Origin of the sequence: Paenibacillus macerans, from assembly GCF_050565405.1 — a bacterium.
In the GTDB taxonomy this organism is placed as follows: Bacteria; Bacillota; Bacilli; order Paenibacillales; family Paenibacillaceae; genus Fontibacillus; species Fontibacillus macerans_B.
The window spans coordinates 82,781-100,567 of sequence record NZ_JBNYYG010000001.1; the positions used below are offsets into that span (position 1 = coordinate 82,781).

Consider the following 17,787-nt stretch of genomic DNA (forward strand, 5'->3'; position numbering starts at 1 on the left):
TTGCCGGTTGTTGATGTTGCTAATAACTGCGGGAAAATGGGGGACGGGGCAAGGAACAAACCTGACTTATCCTCCCGGCTAAGTGTTCGGCCATTTGCCGATGCTTCTTGACGGAGGGATGTCCGCAGCCTCCCATTCCGTCTTCCGGTCGTTTAATGAGGGGGAATTCCACGAAATGAACGTTGGCGTCGCCTTCTTCGTTGAGACTCTTGACGAGAGCCTTCAAATGTGGGGCGGGATCAAGGGTCATCGGACCGATGGCGCAGAACAATTGGGCGGATGGATATCTGCCGCGAATAAAGCCCGTCAATTTGCGATATTGTTCAATGTAATCCGCAGGCCGGATGGGCGCGGACCAATCATTGGTGCCAAGATTAACGACAATCATTTCAGGATGAAACGGATCCATGGCTTCTTGGTCGAGATAAGGACAGAGGGTTTCGATGAAATAATTCGACATGCGCCCTTCCTTGGCACCGCCGAAATTCTGGTAGCAGCCCGTACCGGACGCGCCCGCGATCAAAGTCTCGGCATTCAAAAGCTGACCGGTCAGCGAGCTGTAAGCAAGCGCGATATTTTCGCGTGAAGCATCGCAGTCGCAGGGAATCTGGGCTTCGTTGCCGAAGCCGCACGTGATCGAATCGCCGATGATGAGCAGCCGATGGGGGAGAGGAAGCGGCGGGCTCAGAAAAGTTCCGTTTTCTGCCGTCAAATCGGTAAATTTAATGCTGCCGAATGCCGCCTCCGTACGTTTCTGCAGCGTTAAGGTATGAGGTGCGTCCTCAAGGTCATCCGCAAGCTGGTACAACCGGTTATCCGGATCTATTCTCATCACCCTTACCGGAAGATCGTCGATATAGACGTTAACCCAGCTTTTTCCCTCTCCGTTGACATCTTCGATTTCCGCAGTAATTTTCCGTCCCTGAAAGCGCACGGTGATCGCACTTCCGGGAAGAAAACAGGAGATTCCATCCTGCTCCTGATGGAAGAGCCCGTGTCTCAGACTCGAAGTCAAAAAGTCAAATTTCATAAAGCATTACTTCCTTTCATTGACTATTGAGAGTTAAAAGTTATGCATAAGGGTTCTCGCAGGTAGACTCCCGGATCACCAAAGAAACGCCCGACAATATTTTCGTGTTGCCTCCGTGAGTGTTGCCTTGAATAACCTGGTTCAGTAAATTCGCAGCGTTTCTGCCGATTTCCTCGAAGTCTTGGCGGACGGTAGACAATCCGAGCGACAGGTTGTTGGAATGGTCCCAATCGTCGAATCCCATAATGGAAACATCCTGCGGGATTCTAACGCCGCGGTCGGTCAGTTGCTCGATCATTTCAATGGCAAGCTTGTCATTGCAGCAAAACAAAGCGGTAACCTCCCGCTCCAAAATACTGCCGGCCAGTGCGTCGTAATCCATGCGGGTCAACAAATGATCGTCGGTTACCGGAAATCCTGCCTGACGCATGGCGCTGCAATAGCCGGCGAACCGCTCCTGCTCGGAATGGAGAAAGAAGTGATAGCTTGCGAATTTTATTTTGGTGTGCTTCAGACGGATCAACTCCCGGGTGGCCAGGATCGCCCCGTCGTAATTGTTGCATCCGGAAAAATAGCTGGGATGATCGACATTGTACCGGTCTACCAATAGATAGGGGATGTTGCTTTGTTCAATTAACAGGTAGTTATCCTTGCTTTGGATCGGATCGAACGGATAAATCAAGAAGCCGTCGACTTTCCGGTCCAGCATTTTCTGAATGGATGCTTGCTCCACGGCCAAATTTTCGTTGCTCCATTCCACGATTAAGGAGTAATTGAATTCGGCGGCCGCTTGTTGCGCGCCTTTGATGATCTTCATATAAGAGACATCATAATTGTCCTCAGCCGATAAAATGAATGCGATCAAGCGACTCGAATTGTCCGCGGCTTGTGTTCCGTTTACGAAAGAGCCCTTTCGCTGGATTCTCGTGATAACGCCCTCGTTAGCCAGTTCCGTCAGCGCTTTTCGAATCGTTATTCCGCTTACTTGAAATTGTTTCATAAGCTCTTCTTCATTCGGCAATTTATCGCCGGGTCGAAGCTTGCCGGCTTGAATTTGATGCAGCAGCGCTTGTTTTACCGTCTCGTACTTCGGCTCGTTCACAAGGATTCTCCTCCTTTTACGGTCTGGTGATGATATCCGGGACTTTAAATGATACTATAAAAGTATACTTTATTAATATATCAAAATCAATCCCATAACACTAAAATCGCACGGTGTGTATACGCATATCGAAACAGTTGCTTAATAATTGACTAAATAAATATTAATTGATAATATAAATATAGATTTATTGATTAAATAAAGTATACTTTATTTAATGTGAGTGGAATGCGTGGATTCAATGCAGAAGCTGAAGGGAGGACTTTCTTTGGAGTTTAGCTTTACCAAACATGCCAGGCTGATGGGGAGATTTGACTTAACCGAGAAAGAGAATCCGAAATGCGGATGGGTAAACAGCGCCGTTATTGTTGCCTTCCGAGGTACGGCCATCTCGATGACGGCTGAGGATTCCGACGGCCAGGATTACGTTGAAATCGTATTGGACGGTGTCGCCCGGAATTGGATCAATCTGAAGAAGGGGGTTCATGACTACGTAATCGAACAGGGGCTGCCGGATGGGGAACACACTTTAGAGATCCACAAGCGTACGGGGATTCTGACCGGAAGTATTGCCTTTCGTCATTTTTCTCTGCCTGACGGCGGGAGCTTCCTTGCCCCGCCCGCGGCAAAGCCTGTCCGGCTTGAGTACTTCGGGGATTCCATCACGGATGGGGCAGGGATCGGCCATCCGCATGAGCTCGCTGAAGCTACGCATCTGGACGACGGATACATGTCCTATGTCGGGATCAGCGCCAGAATGCTGAACGCGGAATATCACACGATGGCCATTTGCGGAATTGGCGTTTGGCAGGATGCGATAGGGAACCGGCAAGGCTTGCCGGACCATTTTTACGGGACGCTCGGCAAAGGAACGGCGCCATGGGACTTTTCCCGTTATACTCCTGATGGCATTGTCATTAATTTGGGCCAGAACGATTATTCGACGCCGATTGATGATGAGGAATATATTGCGGCTTATATCGGATTCATCCAGGCTATCCTGGAAAAATATGATGACCCCTATGTCTTTTGCTGCGTCGGTACCATGAATAACAACTATCTTGCCAGTGTGAATAAGGTGGTGTCCTATTTCAATCAAAGCGGAAACGGGAAGGTTTTTGTGGTGGATCTAGGGTTGATTCATCCGGAGGTGGAAGGATGGGGCGGCCGGTATCATCCCGGCTATCAAACGCATTACCGAATGGGCTGGGAGCTGGCCTCTTTCATATCCGCCAAGACCGGATGGGGATTGCTTAAGCGTCCGTTGATCGCCACGGAATGCGTGTTCTGAATCATTCTTAAAGAAGCAGTGCTTATGCATAGAAGGCATGAGCACTGCTTTTTCGATTAAATTAGGATGATTGACAATAGAGGGACCGTAAGGCGTATTACAATTGGCATATTATATGTTATAATGAATATATTATATATGTTATATAGGAGGGATAAATTTGAAGAAAACAACCGCTTGTGTTGATCGGGATTGGGCTTCATACGTCAATACCAATATCGGGACGTTGTCCTACAAAACGTGGTCCACGTCTCCAACCGTCCAGCTTCCTCATGGGATGATGGAGATCGATCCCGTCACCACGCCGGGCATCGGAGACAAGTATTTGGCGGACAAAATATTCGGATTTTCCTTCGGGCCAGCATCGGTGATGGTTTCCGGCGGTCCTTGGTCGGATCGGCAGGAAGCGCATGCCTCCACATTTGATCATGATTTGGAGGAGACCCGGCCATATAAGTATCGCGTCTTCCTGGAGGATCATAACATCGATGCGGAAATGACGGCGGCGCATCGCAGCGCTTATTTTCGTTTTCACGCCGCCGGGCCGGGCCATGTCATCATCGATGGCGGCGATCCTACGCAATTTCACAAGAACGATGGCCGCGTGATCGAAGGGGCGCGCGCCGACAAAGGGCATGTTTGTTATTTCAGCTTGGAAATGAGAGAGGCTGCGTCGTCATTTGGCTTGATCGAAAACAGTGGCAGAATCTACTTGGCCTACGGGCCGGGGCAGGGGGAAGAAACGATAGAGTTGAAGGTAGGTATCTCCTACATCAGTCTGGAGCAGGCCCGTTCCAACCGACGGCAAGAGTTGCCGGACTGGGACTTCGAAGCTGCCGTTTCCCGGGCCCGCGACGCTTGGAACCGCGCGCTATCCGCGATCGAGGTGGATGGCGGGACGGAGGAAGAACGGACGATTTTCTATACGGCGATGTACCGTACGCTGCAACGGATGCGGAATATTACGGAAGACGGCCAATATTACAGCGGCTTCGACGGCAGTGTCCACACGGCGGAGGGGCGGGATTTTTACACGCACGACCAGCTTTGGGATACCTATCGTTGCGCCCGCCCCTTGCAAAGCATTATCGAGCCGCGCGTGTTTGAAGATATGGTGTTCTCGTTGGTAAGAATGTACGAACAAGGCGGGTTGCTGCCGAAATTTCCTCATCCAGGGGGGGATCATGCGGTGATGATCGGCCATCATGCAGCTTCGCTCATTGCCGATGCCTACGCGAAGGGGCTGGATAATATCGATGTTGAGAAGGCCTATGAAGGGATGCTCAAGGATGCGACGGAAATGTCCCTGATTCCCTGGCGGACGGTGCCGGCTACGGAATTGGACCGGGTTTACCGCGAACAAGGCTGGTTTCCGGCACTCCCGGTAAGGGAGGACGCGAAGGTTGCGGATCCGGACGAGTGGAGGAAGAAGCTCTGGGACCTCGTCATGGAGAAGATGCCTAATCAGATTACCTGGGTCCCCGATGTCGGCGTTGATGAATGGGTGCCTGAGGTCGATCCCTGGCACCGCCGGCAATCGGTATCCGTTACGTTGGAGAGAGCTTATGACGATTGGTGCGTCGCCCAAGTGGCCCGTAAGCTGGGACGGAACGAGGAAGCCGAGGAATATCTTCGGCGCGCGGGCAACTACCGCCATCTGTTTCGCCAGGACCTCGGGCTGATGGCTCCCAAGACGGCGGAAGGGGAATGGGTAGAACCGTTTGACCCGAAACTGTCCGGCGGATTTGCCGGGGAGGGTTATTTTGCCGAAGTGAACAGCTGGATCTATACCTTCCATGTGCAGCACGACGTTGAGGGATTAATCCGGCTTATGGGCGGGAGAGAGGCGTTCGTTCAAAAGCTAGACGCGTTGTTTACGGAGCAGTACACGATGGAGAAACCGTGGTTTCTCGGTCAATTTCCCGATATGTCGGGGCTGATCGGCATGTATGCCCATGGCAACGAACCTAGCTTTCATATCCCGTACTTATACAATTATGCAGGAGCTCCCTGGAAAACGCAGCGTCGCATACGCGATATCCAATGCCTGATGTATAACGCCGGACCGGCCGGCCTGTGCGGAGACGATGACATCGGTTCGCTGTCGTCCTGGTACGTATTCAGCGCGATGGGCTTCTATCCGGTGTGCCCGGGGCGGCCCGTCTATGATATCGGAAGCCCGCTATTCGAGAAGACGACGCTTCATGTGGGGGAAGGCCAAACGTTTGTCATTGAAGCGCGTAATGTCTCAAAGGCGAACAAGTACATCCAATCCGCCGTCTTGAACGGGCAGCCGCATCACCGGCCTTGGCTCACCCATCAGGAACTGATGAGCGGAGGACGGCTTGTGCTGGAGATGGGGCCGAGACCCAACAAAGCATGGGGAAGCTCCCCGGAGGATGCCCCGCCTTCGATGACTTCGCATTAGGACCGACTCCCCTCGCCCCATTAGGAGCGCAAAAGCACCCGAGAGGGTGCTTTTTGCTTTGTTAATCGCCATAGGTATCTTGTTTTTGTTTCAACAAATCCCTGATCTCCGTCAGCAGGATCTCTTCTTTGCTAGGAGCCGGCGGTGCTTCCGGTTTCTTGGCTTCTTCCCGTTTAAATTTGCTGATTCCTTTAACGAACAAGAAAATGGACAAAGAGATAATGAAGAAATCCAGGACCGTCTGAAGGAAAGCGCCATAATTCAGAACGGCCTCTCCGTATTTGAAGTGTAGTCCATTCAGGTCGACGCCGCCTAAAAGCAAACCGATGACAGGCGTGATTAAATCATTGACTAACGAAGTCACGATTTTCCCGAAAGCGCCGCCGATAATGACCCCTATCGCCAGATCGAGGACATTGCCTTTCAGCGCAAAGGCTTTGAATTCTTTCCACATAAACAAATCTCCTTAGTATAAGGTTATAGTGAATGCTATATTTCCTTCATTTTATAAGATTATAAAGTAGAGACTGGCAAGCTTCAAGCGATAAGGACGTTAACATGCCCGTTGTAGCCTATCTTGTGACGCATGATGATGGATAAAAAAAGGGCGGTATGCAGCCCTTAAAAGGGAATGCATATCGCCTTTTGTTGATAGGAACTCGATTACAAATTCCAAATCCGGTACAAAATCACCGCCGCTTCCGCGCGGGTGAGCGGGTCGTGCGGTGCAAGCTTGCCGTTCTTACCGTTCATGATGCCGAGTTTTACCAACAGGGCCGCGCTGTCTTTGGCATACTCGGCAAGGCTGGCCGCGTCGGCATAAGCGTTCAAATCGTCTTTGCCTTCGGCTGGCTTGCCGGCTGCAACTAATGCTCGCGCGGTCAACATCATCATCTCCTGGCGGGACATCGAGCTGTCCGGCTTGAACGTGTCGTCGCCGTACCCGTTGACGATCCCGAGGTCCTTGGCAACGGCCAGCTCATGATAATAGGAAGCGTTGTCAGGGATATCGCTGAACATCCCTGCATTGCTGCTGCCCGTGCCTTTCAATTCAAGGACTCTTACCAGAGACGCGATGAAGTCGGCTCGTTTGATGGATGTGACGGGAGCGTAGTTGTTCTCATCCGTTCCTTGGACGACATCGCGAGCGGCCATGGCGTTAATGGCTTGTTTGGCCCAGGGGACGTTCGGCAAATCCATGAAATTCTTGGATACGTACGCTACCGCATAAGTACTGAAGTGGGTCGTTTGAAAAACGACCGTTCCGGTTGCCGCATCGAATTGTCCGTTAGGAATAGACGTTGCCTTGCCTTGGCCATCGATGTACCATACGACGATGTGATCCGGATGGCCGAGCTCTTCCGCTGTCGGCGTGTAAGGGACGGCTACCGTTACCGGCGCATCCGGGTTATTCCAGGCCGTTACTTGGCCATCGACGTCAACGTTCAGATCGATAACCGGGCGGTTTCCGATCCGTTCGCGGGCGGCTGCATCCAAATTGTCCGTAGAAGCTTTGCCGATGCGAATGGACACTTGCTCGCCGGTTTTCGTCAAGTTGGACAGCATATTGCTTGGAATTTGCAAGGCAGCGGTTTCCGTCTTCAACACCAGCTCGAAGTTCTCCTGGCCTTTTAAGCTTTGCGCCGGCAATTGGACTTCGTACGCATTGGCATTCGCTTGCTTCGCCACTTCGATTGCGATTTGTTTCTTTCCGTTTGCGGATGGAGCGGCTTGCTCAAGCGCTTTTATCAAGTTGGCGCTGGAGACGGTTGCGGTTGCCACGCCATGATTGATCTTCACTTCCGGCTTGATCATGCCGTTCGCGGGTTCAACGTTTCCCGGCTGAGGATTAGCGCCGTTTCCGCCGCTACTGTTACCACCGCTTCCGGGTTCGTGGCCAACCGGATCGCTTGATTCCCTAGTAAGCGTTAATACGCCGTATACGGAGGTGTCCTGATAGCCGTTGCCGGTCGTATCATTCCAGGCGGCCACGCTTTGACGGGCACCGTCCTTCGCGTCATTGATCTGGGCATCGAAACCTATTTTCTTGTTGTTGGCCGGCGTAATCGATTTGAACGGGATTTTCGCTTCGACGGTGTAGTTGGTCCCCGATATCTTCGTTGCCGATGCGAATCCGGCCGATAGGCCGGTCGGACTAAACGAAGTCTCGTTATCGAAGTTGATTCGGTACTGCCCGTCATCGTCTTGATAGAACGAGGTCTTGGCATTGTTCTCGTCCAGGAAGATCTCGACGGAGTCCTGTTCCCACACGTTTGCGCTTTCCTTATCGAGCTGCGCGTCGCTAACCTGGATCAGGACGTACAGATTTTGATTGTCCCATAGCGCTTTTGCCGTTCCGCTAGCCCCTTGCCAAGCCAACTGATATTGATTGATCGGCATCGCCGGCGTTTCGCTCCAAAGGGCGTCTACGTTACCGTCGATGACCGGAGTTGCAAACTTGGCGGTGGACTTTTGGGCTGCGGACTCATCGGGCTGATGCTCCCGCATGAATTTATCCGGATCGATCACCCCGTAATAAGCCGGCTTGGCCTGCAGGTTCTTATCGAACAACAACGGGTTGGAGGCGGACCTCCAGCTCGTGCCGTCATCCTGGCCCCAGAAAGTAACGCGGCTGATCTGCTGGGCATGAGCTTTGAAAATACTCATCAGTTGCGCGTATAAATAGCCCTGGGCATTTGCCAGCTTCTCGGAAAGCTGATAGTTGCTGCCTGCCTGAATATCCAGCTCGGTGATGCTGACCTCGACGCCTAGGGAAATGAATTTCTCCAGGGACAGCTTCACGTTCTCTGGATTGGTGTTGATGCTGTAATGCGCCTGCATGCCGACGCCGTCGATGAGGAGCTTGCCGGGATGCGTCTCGGCATATCGGTCGTTGATCTCTTTGACCATGCTATAGATGGCCTCGGATTTATTCTGATTATCTTCGTTATAATCGTTGTAATATAATTTGATGTCCCACTCGGGGTGCGCATCCAGCACTTCTCTTGCCGCCAAGAACGCCTGCTCGACGTAGTCCGGGCCGATGGCGTTGTACCAAGGGGATTTACGCAGCGCGTTTTCCCAATCGGACGGATTCTGCGGGTTATCGTTCATCGCTTCGTTCACGACATCCCAGGAAATCACCTTGTCGCCGAAATGCTCCATGACGGTTTGGATATGGTTCCGCAAATTAGCGAGAGCCTCTTCGCGTCCCAAAGGGATCGTGTTGCCTTCTGTATCCTGCGTCGTATTTAGCCAGGCCGGCGACTGCTGGTGCCAGACCAGGACGTGGCCATGCATCTGCATCCCTTCGGCCAGCACTTTGTCAACCATGGCATCCGCTGCCGCAAACGTAAAGTTGCCCTTCGAAGGCTGCATGGCATCCGGCTTCATGGCGTTGCCTGCTGTGGCGACATTGTAGTGCATGTTAAGCAACTCCAGCCGCACGCCTTCCAGATCCTCCGCCGTGATGGCGTTGCCGATCAGGAAGTCATTTTGATAGGCCGTTTTGACCGGAATCAGGTCCTTTTGGATGGCGATCGGTCCGGAGCCGGTGCTTTCAAAGCCGATATCGTCGATATAAAAGGAAGCTGCAGCGTTATTTGAACTTTCCACATAGATGGTTAAATATTCGTTCCCCACACTATTGTAACGGTAGGTTCCTTCAAATTGGACCCAGCCATCGCTCGTGTTGACCGTTTTGGGGGCAAGAGCTACATAATTCGCGCTGCTCCCGTCGCCGATTTGGGTGGACAACTGGATTTGCGAGCTTGTCGGGGCGATCAGCTTGACCCAGGCGGAAATTTTGTATTCGGCGCCTTTGTCCACGTATTTCTCCACGTGGAGTGTCGGCCCATGCCAGGTGTTGGATCGGCCCTCTACTTTCAGAGCATAGGAGCCGCCTGCGGTATGGTTCGCTTCATTGGTGACGGTTAGCGTTTCGGTGCCTGCTCTGCCTGTAAATCCACCGGCCGTTTGATCCTCAAAGGTAATGGTGGTGAAAGGCAACGCTGGGTCTCTAGGAGGTTCTTCTTCACCGCCCGAGGCCGCTTTTTCGGTGATCAGGATGTCCCCGATGTAGAAGGGGACGGCTTTGCCCGATTCGCCCGATTGGACGCGGACAGCGGAATCTTTGCTCGTATCCACCGTAAACTCTTTCGTCAGCGTGAGCGCGCCTCCGGCTTGATAATCTGCGCCTGCCGTCCAACTGTAACTATCCACGGGTTGCAAATAAGCTTGCGCGCCGCTGGGTACACTCACATCGGCGTCCACGTAGACGGACACGGTAACCGTATAGGTTTTGCCGTTCTCAAGTCCGATGTCGCCGAATTTGAAATCGGCCCCGTCCCAGTTGTTCGTTCGGCCGCTTACGTACAACGCTGCGCCGTCATCATTACCGGCAAAAACCTTGCCGGTGACCGGCACCAGGGTAGCACCGCCCGATTGCGTAGCTTTTCCTGCGCCGTTCGCAAAGGTTTCGTAATAAACCTCTTTGTCCGTAGTCGGCGTGGTATTTTTGGCCGTAATGAGGATATCTCCGATATAGAAGGGGACGGCTTTCCCTGTTCCATTGGATTGAATGCGTAAGCGCGTGTCGCCATTGCTGGTATCCAGGGTAAACTCATTAGTTAAGGTGAAGGCTTCTCCTGCTTTAAAATCAGCGCCTGCCAACCAACCGTAGGCTTTATCCGCCGTTTGGAGGAAGGATTGGGCCCCGGCATCGACGGTTACGCCTGCATCGACATAACCTTGGACGGTGATGGTATACGTTTTGCCGTTTTCCAGTCCGATGTCGGTGAAATAAAAATCTGCCGCATCATAGTCGTTTGATCGGTCGCTAACATATAGCGCGGTTCCGTCGTCGTTGCCGTCAAATACCTTGCCGGCGACCTGCGTCAGGGAGGCGCTGCCCGATTGTACCGCTTTTCCTACTCCGTCCATAAAGTCTTCGTGATAAATCGTTACCGTGTCTTCCGTGGTTGATGTTTCGGCTTTCGTAACCGATGCGGGCCATCCTAGCGGAATAAACAAGGCGATTACGATCATAAGCGAGATCGCTTGTTTGATCGTTTTACCCAAATAAATCACTTCCCCTCGATCATTTGGTCAAATCGGTTAAGCGCTTACATTTCGCTGAAGCGAACCTCCTTTCCTGCCCCAAATCATAACACCTGGGGGCGGAGGCCGACTTACTCAAAATTAAAGAAGATTTCGTGCTTTTTTTATATCATTTGAGCGGGTTGGACGGTTCAAGGGGGTTCTTTGTGAATTCAGGTTCAATGATGAAGAGTTTATGAAGTTCATTGACAATGAGAATCATTAACATATAATAATTATTATAAATAAATCGCATAGCAAGCTAAGGTATTGAGCACCCTATATGTTTGACTGCTATACGGTTTTGTTGAAATTCAAATAGCCCAAGAGGAGAGATTAAATTATGTCATTGATTGGAAAAGAAGTACTGCCGTTTAAAGCATCCGCCTATCACAACGGCAAATTCATCGAGGTATCCGAGGCTGACTTCAAAGGAAAATGGAGCGTCGTTTGCTTCTACCCGGCGGACTTTACTTTCGTTTGCCCTACCGAGCTGGAGGACTTGCAGGATCAATATGCTACGTTGAAAGATCTTGGCGTCGAAGTTTACTCGGTATCGACCGATTCCCACTTCGTGCATAAAGCATGGCATGACAGCTCCGAAGCGATCGGCAAAGTCACTTACATTATGATCGGGGACCCGTCGCACACGATTTCCCGCAACTTCGACGTACTGATCGAAGAAGAAGGCGTGGCAGACCGCGGAACCTTCATCATTGATCCAAACGGCGTCATTCAAGCCATTGAAATTACGGCCGGCGGGATCGGACGCGATGCAAGCACATTGATCGATAAAATCAAGGCTGCCCAATATGTTCACAACCATCCAGGCGAAGTATGCCCGGCAAAATGGAAGGAAGGCTCCGAAACTTTGAAGCCAAGCCTTGACCTCGTGGGCAAGATCTAAGGAGAGACAAGATGAAACTGGACACGGACATCAGACAACAGTTGGAGCAATATCTTCAGCTTATGGAAGGGAATGTGCTGTTGAAGGTCAGTGCCGGAACCGATTCGGTTTCGGGCGAAATGCTGGATTTGGTGAATGAGCTGTCCGGCATGTCCGACAAAATCACGGTGGAGCAAACGACATTGCCTCGAACCCCAAGCTTTAGCGTCAATCGGATCGGGGAAGACGCCGGCGTCACTTTTGCCGGTGTCCCGCTGGGGCATGAGTTTACTTCTTTGGTATTGGCCTTGCTGCAAGTCAGCGGCAGACCTCCTAAGGTGGAGCAAAACGTCATCGATCAAATCAAGGGCATTCAAGGCGAATACCGCTTTGAGACCTATGTCAGCCTGTCCTGCCACAACTGCCCCGACGTAGTGCAGGCGCTGAACATGATGAGCGTGCTGAATCCCGGCATCTCCCATACGATGATCGACGGCGCGGCTTACAAGGATGAAGTCGAAAGCAAGGAGATCATGGCGGTGCCGACCGTATTCCTGAACGGGGAACTGTTCGGAAACGGGCGGATGGCCATCGAGGATATCCTGGGCAAATTGGGTACTTCGGATGCTTCCGAGTTCGATGGCAAGGAGCCTTACGACGTACTGGTCGTCGGAGGCGGGCCGGCCGGAGCGAGCGCGGCGATTTATGCGGCGCGCAAAGGGATCCGCACGGGGGTCGTAGCCGAACGCTTTGGCGGACAGGTGAACGATACCCTGGGCATCGAGAACTTCATCAGCGTGAAGCACACGGAAGGGCCTAAACTCGCGGCGAGCCTGGAAGAGCACGCGAAGGAATACGGCATCGACATCATGAAGGGGCAACGCGCGAAAGGCCTTCAGAAGAAGGAGCTTGTCGAAGTGGAGTTGGAGAACGGCGCGGTACTGAAGAGCAGAACCGTCATCGTTTCCACGGGAGCCCGGTGGCGGAATCTCGGCGTACCCGGCGAAGCGGAATTCAAGAACAAAGGCGTGGCTTACTGTCCGCACTGCGACGGCCCTTTATTCGCAGGCAAGCCTGTTGCGGTAGTTGGCGGCGGGAATTCCGGCATTGAGGCCGCGATCGATCTCGCCGGCGTTGCTTCGCATGTCACGGTGCTGGAGTTTATGCCGGAGCTGAAAGCCGACGCCGTCTTGCAGGAACGTCTGAACAGTTTGCCGAATACGACCGTTCTCAAGAACGCTCAAGTGAAGGAAATCACGGGAACGAACAAAGTGAACGGGATTGCCTACGTCGAGCGGGAAAGCGGCCAAGAGAAGCATATCGAATTGGAAGGCGTCTTCGTGCAAATCGGCCTCGTTCCGAATACGGACTGGCTGGAGGGCGCGCTGGAACGTACCCGCATGGGCGAAATCATCGTAGACAACCGCGGCGCAACGACCATTCCCGGCGTGTTTGCCGCCGGGGACTGCACGAACTCGCCGTACAAACAAATCATCATTTCGATGGGATCCGGCGCTACGGCAGCGTTAGGCGCATTCGATTACATGATTCGAAATCAATAAATGGACGAGAAAGTAGCCCGCTCGGTGAGCGGGCTTTTTGCATGCGAAAATGATCAGTACGGTTCCTAATTAAGATTCATACCCATATCTCATTTGTTCCGACAGTTCTTGGCAGGAGGTTTTGAGGATGTCGATGAATATGGCCAGTTCCTGGTCGCTGATTCGTGAGACTAAGGTAGAAATACTGATCGCCGCAAGCACCTTTTCCTTGCCTTTGAAGATCGGCACCGCCGCGCATTGAACGCCTTGCTCATTTTCCTGATTGTCGATGGCATAACCCTGCTGCCGTATGTTTTCGATTTCCTTGCGAAATACGGCTTCGTTGGTAATGGTGCTGGCGGTTTGCGGCTGGTAGTGATAGTCCTGCAACAGACGACTGATTTCTTGCGGTTCTTGATAAGCCAACAGGACTTTGCCGATGGCGGTAGAGTGAAGGGGAAGTCTTCGGCCGATTCGCGAATAACGGATAATCGATTGTTCTCCTTCCACTTTATCGATGTAAACCCCCTCCCGTCCGTCCAGAATCCCCAAGTGGACCGTTTGCCCCGTTTTGGCGGACAAATCCAGAAGATATTTCCGCGCAGCCTTACGGATATCGATATTGCTGATGACGAAGTTTCCCCGTTCCGCCAGCTTTAACCCCAATCTATATTTGCCGTCCTCCGGATTTTGAGCGATGTAGGCATATTCTTGCAGCGTTTTCAGCAGGGAATGCACCGTACTTTTATGCAGCCCCATTCGTTCGCTAATTTCGGTGATTTTGAGTTCCGTTGTATATTCGTCAAATAAATCCAATATCTTTAGAGCCCGTTCCACCGATTGGATCATTGGCATGTGCGACACCTCTTGTTCTATATTGTAAAACTATAACTTATTATATCAAATAAATCCCGGCTAGGAAGCATAAAAAGGGTAATTTTTCCTGTTAAAAATAGCTTAGCTTTGTAACGTAATAGACACAATGTATCCGTTTGCAGGAAATCGGCTGTGCTATAATCAAACCATCGAATAACTAAATAGTAAAACGTGGTTTTATAATATAAAACACATTGCCTCCAGAGCACCTACAAGAGAACGCATCGCCTAAAGGTGGCAAACCGTGTTTTAATATACCGAGGTGATAGGTCGAACCGGTAAAAGGATAAGAAATGCAAAAGTGGCAAGACGTCTTTGGTGATTATGTGAATGTTATCACATATACAAATTCAAACGATGAGGAGAGATGATGTTGTTAACACCGAGGAAAATTTATTGGCCGGCGATCAATCTTGTCGGTCCGGGAAGCGTGAAGTTTGTCGGGGAGGAAGTCACGAAACTGAATTTAAAGAAAGCCTTGCTTGTCACGGACAAAGTCTTGAATGAGAACGGCGTGGTCAAGCAAATTGCCGACGCTCTGGATCAAGGCGGCATTCATTACAGCATCTTTGACGAAGTGAAGCCCAATCCGACGACGGCCAACGTCCATGATGGATTGGCCGTTTTTCAGAAAGAAGGCTGCGACTTCATTATCACGGTCGGCGGCGGGTCCCCGCAGGACACCGGTTCGGCCATCGGCATTCTGGCGACCAATGGCGGCCATATTGCCGATTACGAAGGCGTCGGCAAGTCGAAGAACAAGTCGGTTCCGATCGTGGCGATCAGCACGACGGCCGGTACGGCGGCCGAAGTCACGATCAATTACGTGATTACGGACGAAGCCCGGAAATTGAAAATGATCATGGTAGATCCCAACGCGCTGCCGGTCATCGCCGTCAACGATCCCGAGTTAATGATGAAGAAGCCCAAAGGGTTAACCGCCGCCACAGGATTAGATGCGCTTACCCATGCGATTGAGGGGTATACCGCAAAAGGAGCTTTCGAGTTGTCCGACGCCATTGCCCATAAATCCATTGAGCTCATTGGAAGATACATTGAGAAGGCCGTGGAGAACGGCACGGATATAGAAGCCCGCTCCGGCATGGGCTGGGGTTCCTTCATCGCCGGCCTTTGCTATTCCAATGCCGGACTGGGCATCGTTCATAGCATGGCGCATCAATTGGGCGGAGAATACGATCTCCCGCACGGAGTAGCCAATGCCATGCTGCTCCCGTACGTCATGGAGTTTAATATGGATGCTTGTCCGCAGAAATTCGCCGAGATTGCCAGAGCGTTAGGCGTGGATACATCGGCTGCCGGATCGGTTGAGGAAGCGGCCCGCATGGCCATTGATGAAGTCCGGCGCATCTCCAAGGCCGTCGGCATTCCGCCGCTTCGCGAATCCGCGTTCCGCGTTGAAGACGTAGAGAAATTAGCCGCACAGGCGTTGAAGGATGCTTGCACGGGGGCAAATCCAAAACCGGTTACGAAGGAAGACCTTGTTGCTATATACATGAAGGCGTATGAGGATTAACGAAATCTGGGAGGGGTTACGATGTCAATCAACTCGATTTTTGGCGAAGAAAACAAAACGATCTACGACATTCAGACGCATGCGGCCGGACCGCAAGGTTTGCTTCCATTGACTCCGGAGATGCTGAGAGAACGGCCGAGCGGCGATATTTTCGGCATGACGCTGAATGCCGGTATGGGCTGGGAACCGTCCAAGCTCCTTGGAAAAGAAGTGCTGATTCTAGGCACATTGGCCGGCATGCGCGACCCGGACGGGACGCCGGTAGCCCTGGGCTACCACACCGGCAACTATGAGCTGGGTCTGCAAATGAGAGCCGCCGCCGAAGAAGTCGCCAAATGGGGCGGCGTTCCTTATGCGTCCTATGTCAGCGATCCCTGCGACGGCCGCTCCCAAGGGACGTCCGGCATGTTCGACTCGCTTCCCTACCGAAACGATGCGGCCATCGTGATGCGGCGCTTAATCCGCTCCATTCCGTCGGGACGTGCCGTGATCGGCGTGGCTACTTGCGACAAAGGCCTGCCGGCCACGATGATGGCGCTCGCCTCGATGCATGATTTAGCAACCGTCCTCGTTCCCGGCGGTTCCACGCTTCCCGCCACCGAAGGGGAAGATGCGGGCAAGGTGCAAACGATCGGCGCCAGATTTGCCAATAACGAGCTATCCTTGGAGGATGCGGCCAGACTGGGTTGTGCAGCTTGTGCCTCCGCCGGGGGAGGGTGCCAGTTCTTGGGGACGGCCGGCACCTCGCAAGTGGTGGTGGAAGCATTGGGATTGGCGTTGCCGCACTCGGCTTTGGCGCCCTCCGGACAGCCGGTTTGGGAAGAAATCGCCAAACAGTCGGCGCGTGCCGTGTTGGAGCTGGAGAAGAAAGGGATAACGACGAAGGATATTATTACGGACAAAGCGATCGAAAATGCGATGTTCGTGCATGCCGCCTTCGGCGGATCCACCAACTTGCTGCTGCATATTCCCGCCGTGGCCCATGCGGCCGGCTGCAAAGTACCTACCGTTGACGACTGGGAAAGAATCAACAAACAGGTCCCTCGTCTAGTCAGCGTGCTGCCGAACGGACCGGTAAACCATCCGACGGTTCGTGCCTTTTTGGCTGGGGGAGTCCCGGAAGTGATGCTTCATTTGAGAAAATTGGGCCTGCTGCATGAAGATGTGCTGACCGTGACGGGGCAAACGCTGGGAGCCAATCTGGATTGGTGGGAGCATTCGGAACGGCGCGCCGAGTTCAGACGGCTATTGGCGGAGCTGGACGGCGTTCATCCGGACGAGGTGATCATGAGCCCGGCGCAAGCCAAAGAACGGGGCCTCACTTCAACGGTGACGTTCCCGAAAGGGAACATCGCGCCGGAAGGATCGGTTATCAAATCCACCTCCATTGATCCGTCGGTGGTGAGTGAAGACGGCTTTTATCGCCATACCGGGGCTGCGAAAGTCTTTACGTCGGAGAAAGCGGCGATCAAAGCGATCAAAACCGGCGGCATCGAAGCCGGAGATATTATGGTCGTCATGGGCGGAGGACCGCTCGGAACGGGCATGGAAGAAACGTATCAATTAACGTCCGCCTTGAAGCACTTATCCTATGGCAAGCACGTTTCCTTGATTACGGACGCCCGTTTTTCGGGCGTATCGACCGGAGCCTGCATCGGGCATGTCGGACCGGAAGCTTTGGCCGGGGGGCCCATCGGCAAATTGCGCGACGGCGATGTCATTGAGATCATTGTTGACCGCAATCGTTTAGCAGGGTCCGTCAACTTCATCGGAACGAAAGACCATCCATTGTCCATGACTGAAGCGACGAAAGTATTGGAAGCGCGCGAAGCGCACCCGGACCTGAAGCCAGAGCCCGGTTTGCCGGACGATACGCGCTTATGGGCCGCGCTGCAATACGTAAGCGGAGGGACTTGGCGGGGAAGCGTGTATGACGTCGACCGCATCCTTGAAGTGCTGAATGCCGGCATGAAGGCATTGACGCAATAATAAGAAGAGGACA

At 52.6% G+C, this 17,787-nt stretch carries 11 protein-coding genes; 6 read left to right on the forward strand and 5 right to left on the reverse strand.

What is annotated here, in order from left to right; genetic code table 11:
* Nucleotides 1–19: 19 nt before the first annotated feature.
* The gene (locus ACQ4N8_RS00370) at nt 20–1,030 is read right to left on the reverse strand and encodes a GDSL-type esterase/lipase family protein (protein WP_430702324.1); all 1,011 of its coding nucleotides are present in this window, start codon (nt 1,028–1,030) and stop codon (nt 20–22) included.
* A 40-nt stretch (nt 1,031–1,070) separates the two neighbouring features.
* Nucleotides 1,071–2,132: a GntR family transcriptional regulator gene (locus ACQ4N8_RS00375; protein WP_430702325.1), complete on the reverse strand. Its 1,062-nt coding sequence runs from the start codon at nt 2,130–2,132 to the stop codon at nt 1,071–1,073.
* Nucleotides 2,133–2,400: 268 nt separating this feature from the next.
* On the opposite strand from ACQ4N8_RS00375, the gene ACQ4N8_RS00380 reads away from it, so the two are divergent.
* Together ACQ4N8_RS00380 and ACQ4N8_RS00385 are read left to right on the forward strand one after the other, a co-directional pair.
* Nucleotides 2,401–3,423, forward strand: coding sequence for an SGNH/GDSL hydrolase family protein (locus ACQ4N8_RS00380; protein ID WP_430702326.1), 1,023 nt, complete (start codon nt 2,401–2,403; stop codon nt 3,421–3,423).
* A 160-nt stretch (nt 3,424–3,583) separates the two neighbouring features.
* Nucleotides 3,584–5,851, forward strand: a complete 2,268-nt coding sequence (locus ACQ4N8_RS00385; protein ID WP_430702327.1) for a GH92 family glycosyl hydrolase — start codon at nt 3,584–3,586, stop codon at nt 5,849–5,851.
* A 61-nt stretch (nt 5,852–5,912) separates the two neighbouring features.
* Here the strand turns inward: ACQ4N8_RS00385 and mscL are convergent, their stop codons facing one another.
* Nucleotides 5,913–6,305 carry a large conductance mechanosensitive channel protein MscL gene (gene mscL / locus ACQ4N8_RS00390; RefSeq protein ID WP_430702328.1) on the reverse strand — a complete coding sequence of 131 codons (393 nt, stop codon included), beginning with the start codon at nt 6,303–6,305 and terminating at the stop codon, nt 5,913–5,915.
* Between the two features lie 209 nt (nt 6,306–6,514).
* A complete protein-coding gene (locus tag ACQ4N8_RS00395; RefSeq protein ID WP_430702329.1) occupies nt 6,515–10,930 on the reverse strand; it encodes an endo-1,4-beta-xylanase in 4,416 nt (1,471 codons plus the stop codon).
* Nucleotides 10,931–11,291: 361 nt separating this feature from the next.
* On the opposite strand from ACQ4N8_RS00395, the gene ahpC reads away from it, so the two are divergent.
* Complete coding sequence (ahpC, locus tag ACQ4N8_RS00400; protein WP_430702330.1) at nt 11,292–11,855, forward strand: alkyl hydroperoxide reductase subunit C; 564 nt, start codon at nt 11,292–11,294, stop codon at nt 11,853–11,855.
* A gap of 11 nt (nt 11,856–11,866) precedes the next feature.
* Nucleotides 11,867–13,396 (forward strand): alkyl hydroperoxide reductase subunit F, encoded by a 1,530-nt coding sequence (gene ahpF, locus ACQ4N8_RS00405; RefSeq protein WP_430702331.1) that lies wholly within the window; start codon nt 11,867–11,869, stop codon nt 13,394–13,396.
* A 69-nt stretch (nt 13,397–13,465) separates the two neighbouring features.
* On the opposite strand, the gene ACQ4N8_RS00410 is transcribed toward ahpF, so the two are convergent.
* A complete protein-coding gene (locus ACQ4N8_RS00410) occupies nt 13,466–14,230 on the reverse strand; it encodes an IclR family transcriptional regulator (protein ID WP_430702332.1) in 765 nt (254 codons plus the stop codon).
* 394 nt (nt 14,231–14,624) lie between these two features.
* On the opposite strand from ACQ4N8_RS00410, the gene ACQ4N8_RS00415 reads away from it, so the two are divergent.
* Together ACQ4N8_RS00415 and ACQ4N8_RS00420 are read left to right on the forward strand one after the other, a co-directional pair.
* Complete coding sequence (locus ACQ4N8_RS00415) at nt 14,625–15,785, forward strand: iron-containing alcohol dehydrogenase (protein WP_430702333.1); 1,161 nt, start codon at nt 14,625–14,627, stop codon at nt 15,783–15,785.
* Nucleotides 15,786–15,806: 21 nt separating this feature from the next.
* The gene (locus tag ACQ4N8_RS00420; protein ID WP_430702334.1) at nt 15,807–17,774 is read left to right on the forward strand and encodes a YjhG/YagF family D-xylonate dehydratase; all 1,968 of its coding nucleotides are present in this window, start codon (nt 15,807–15,809) and stop codon (nt 17,772–17,774) included.
* Nucleotides 17,775–17,787: the final 13 nt, after the last annotated feature.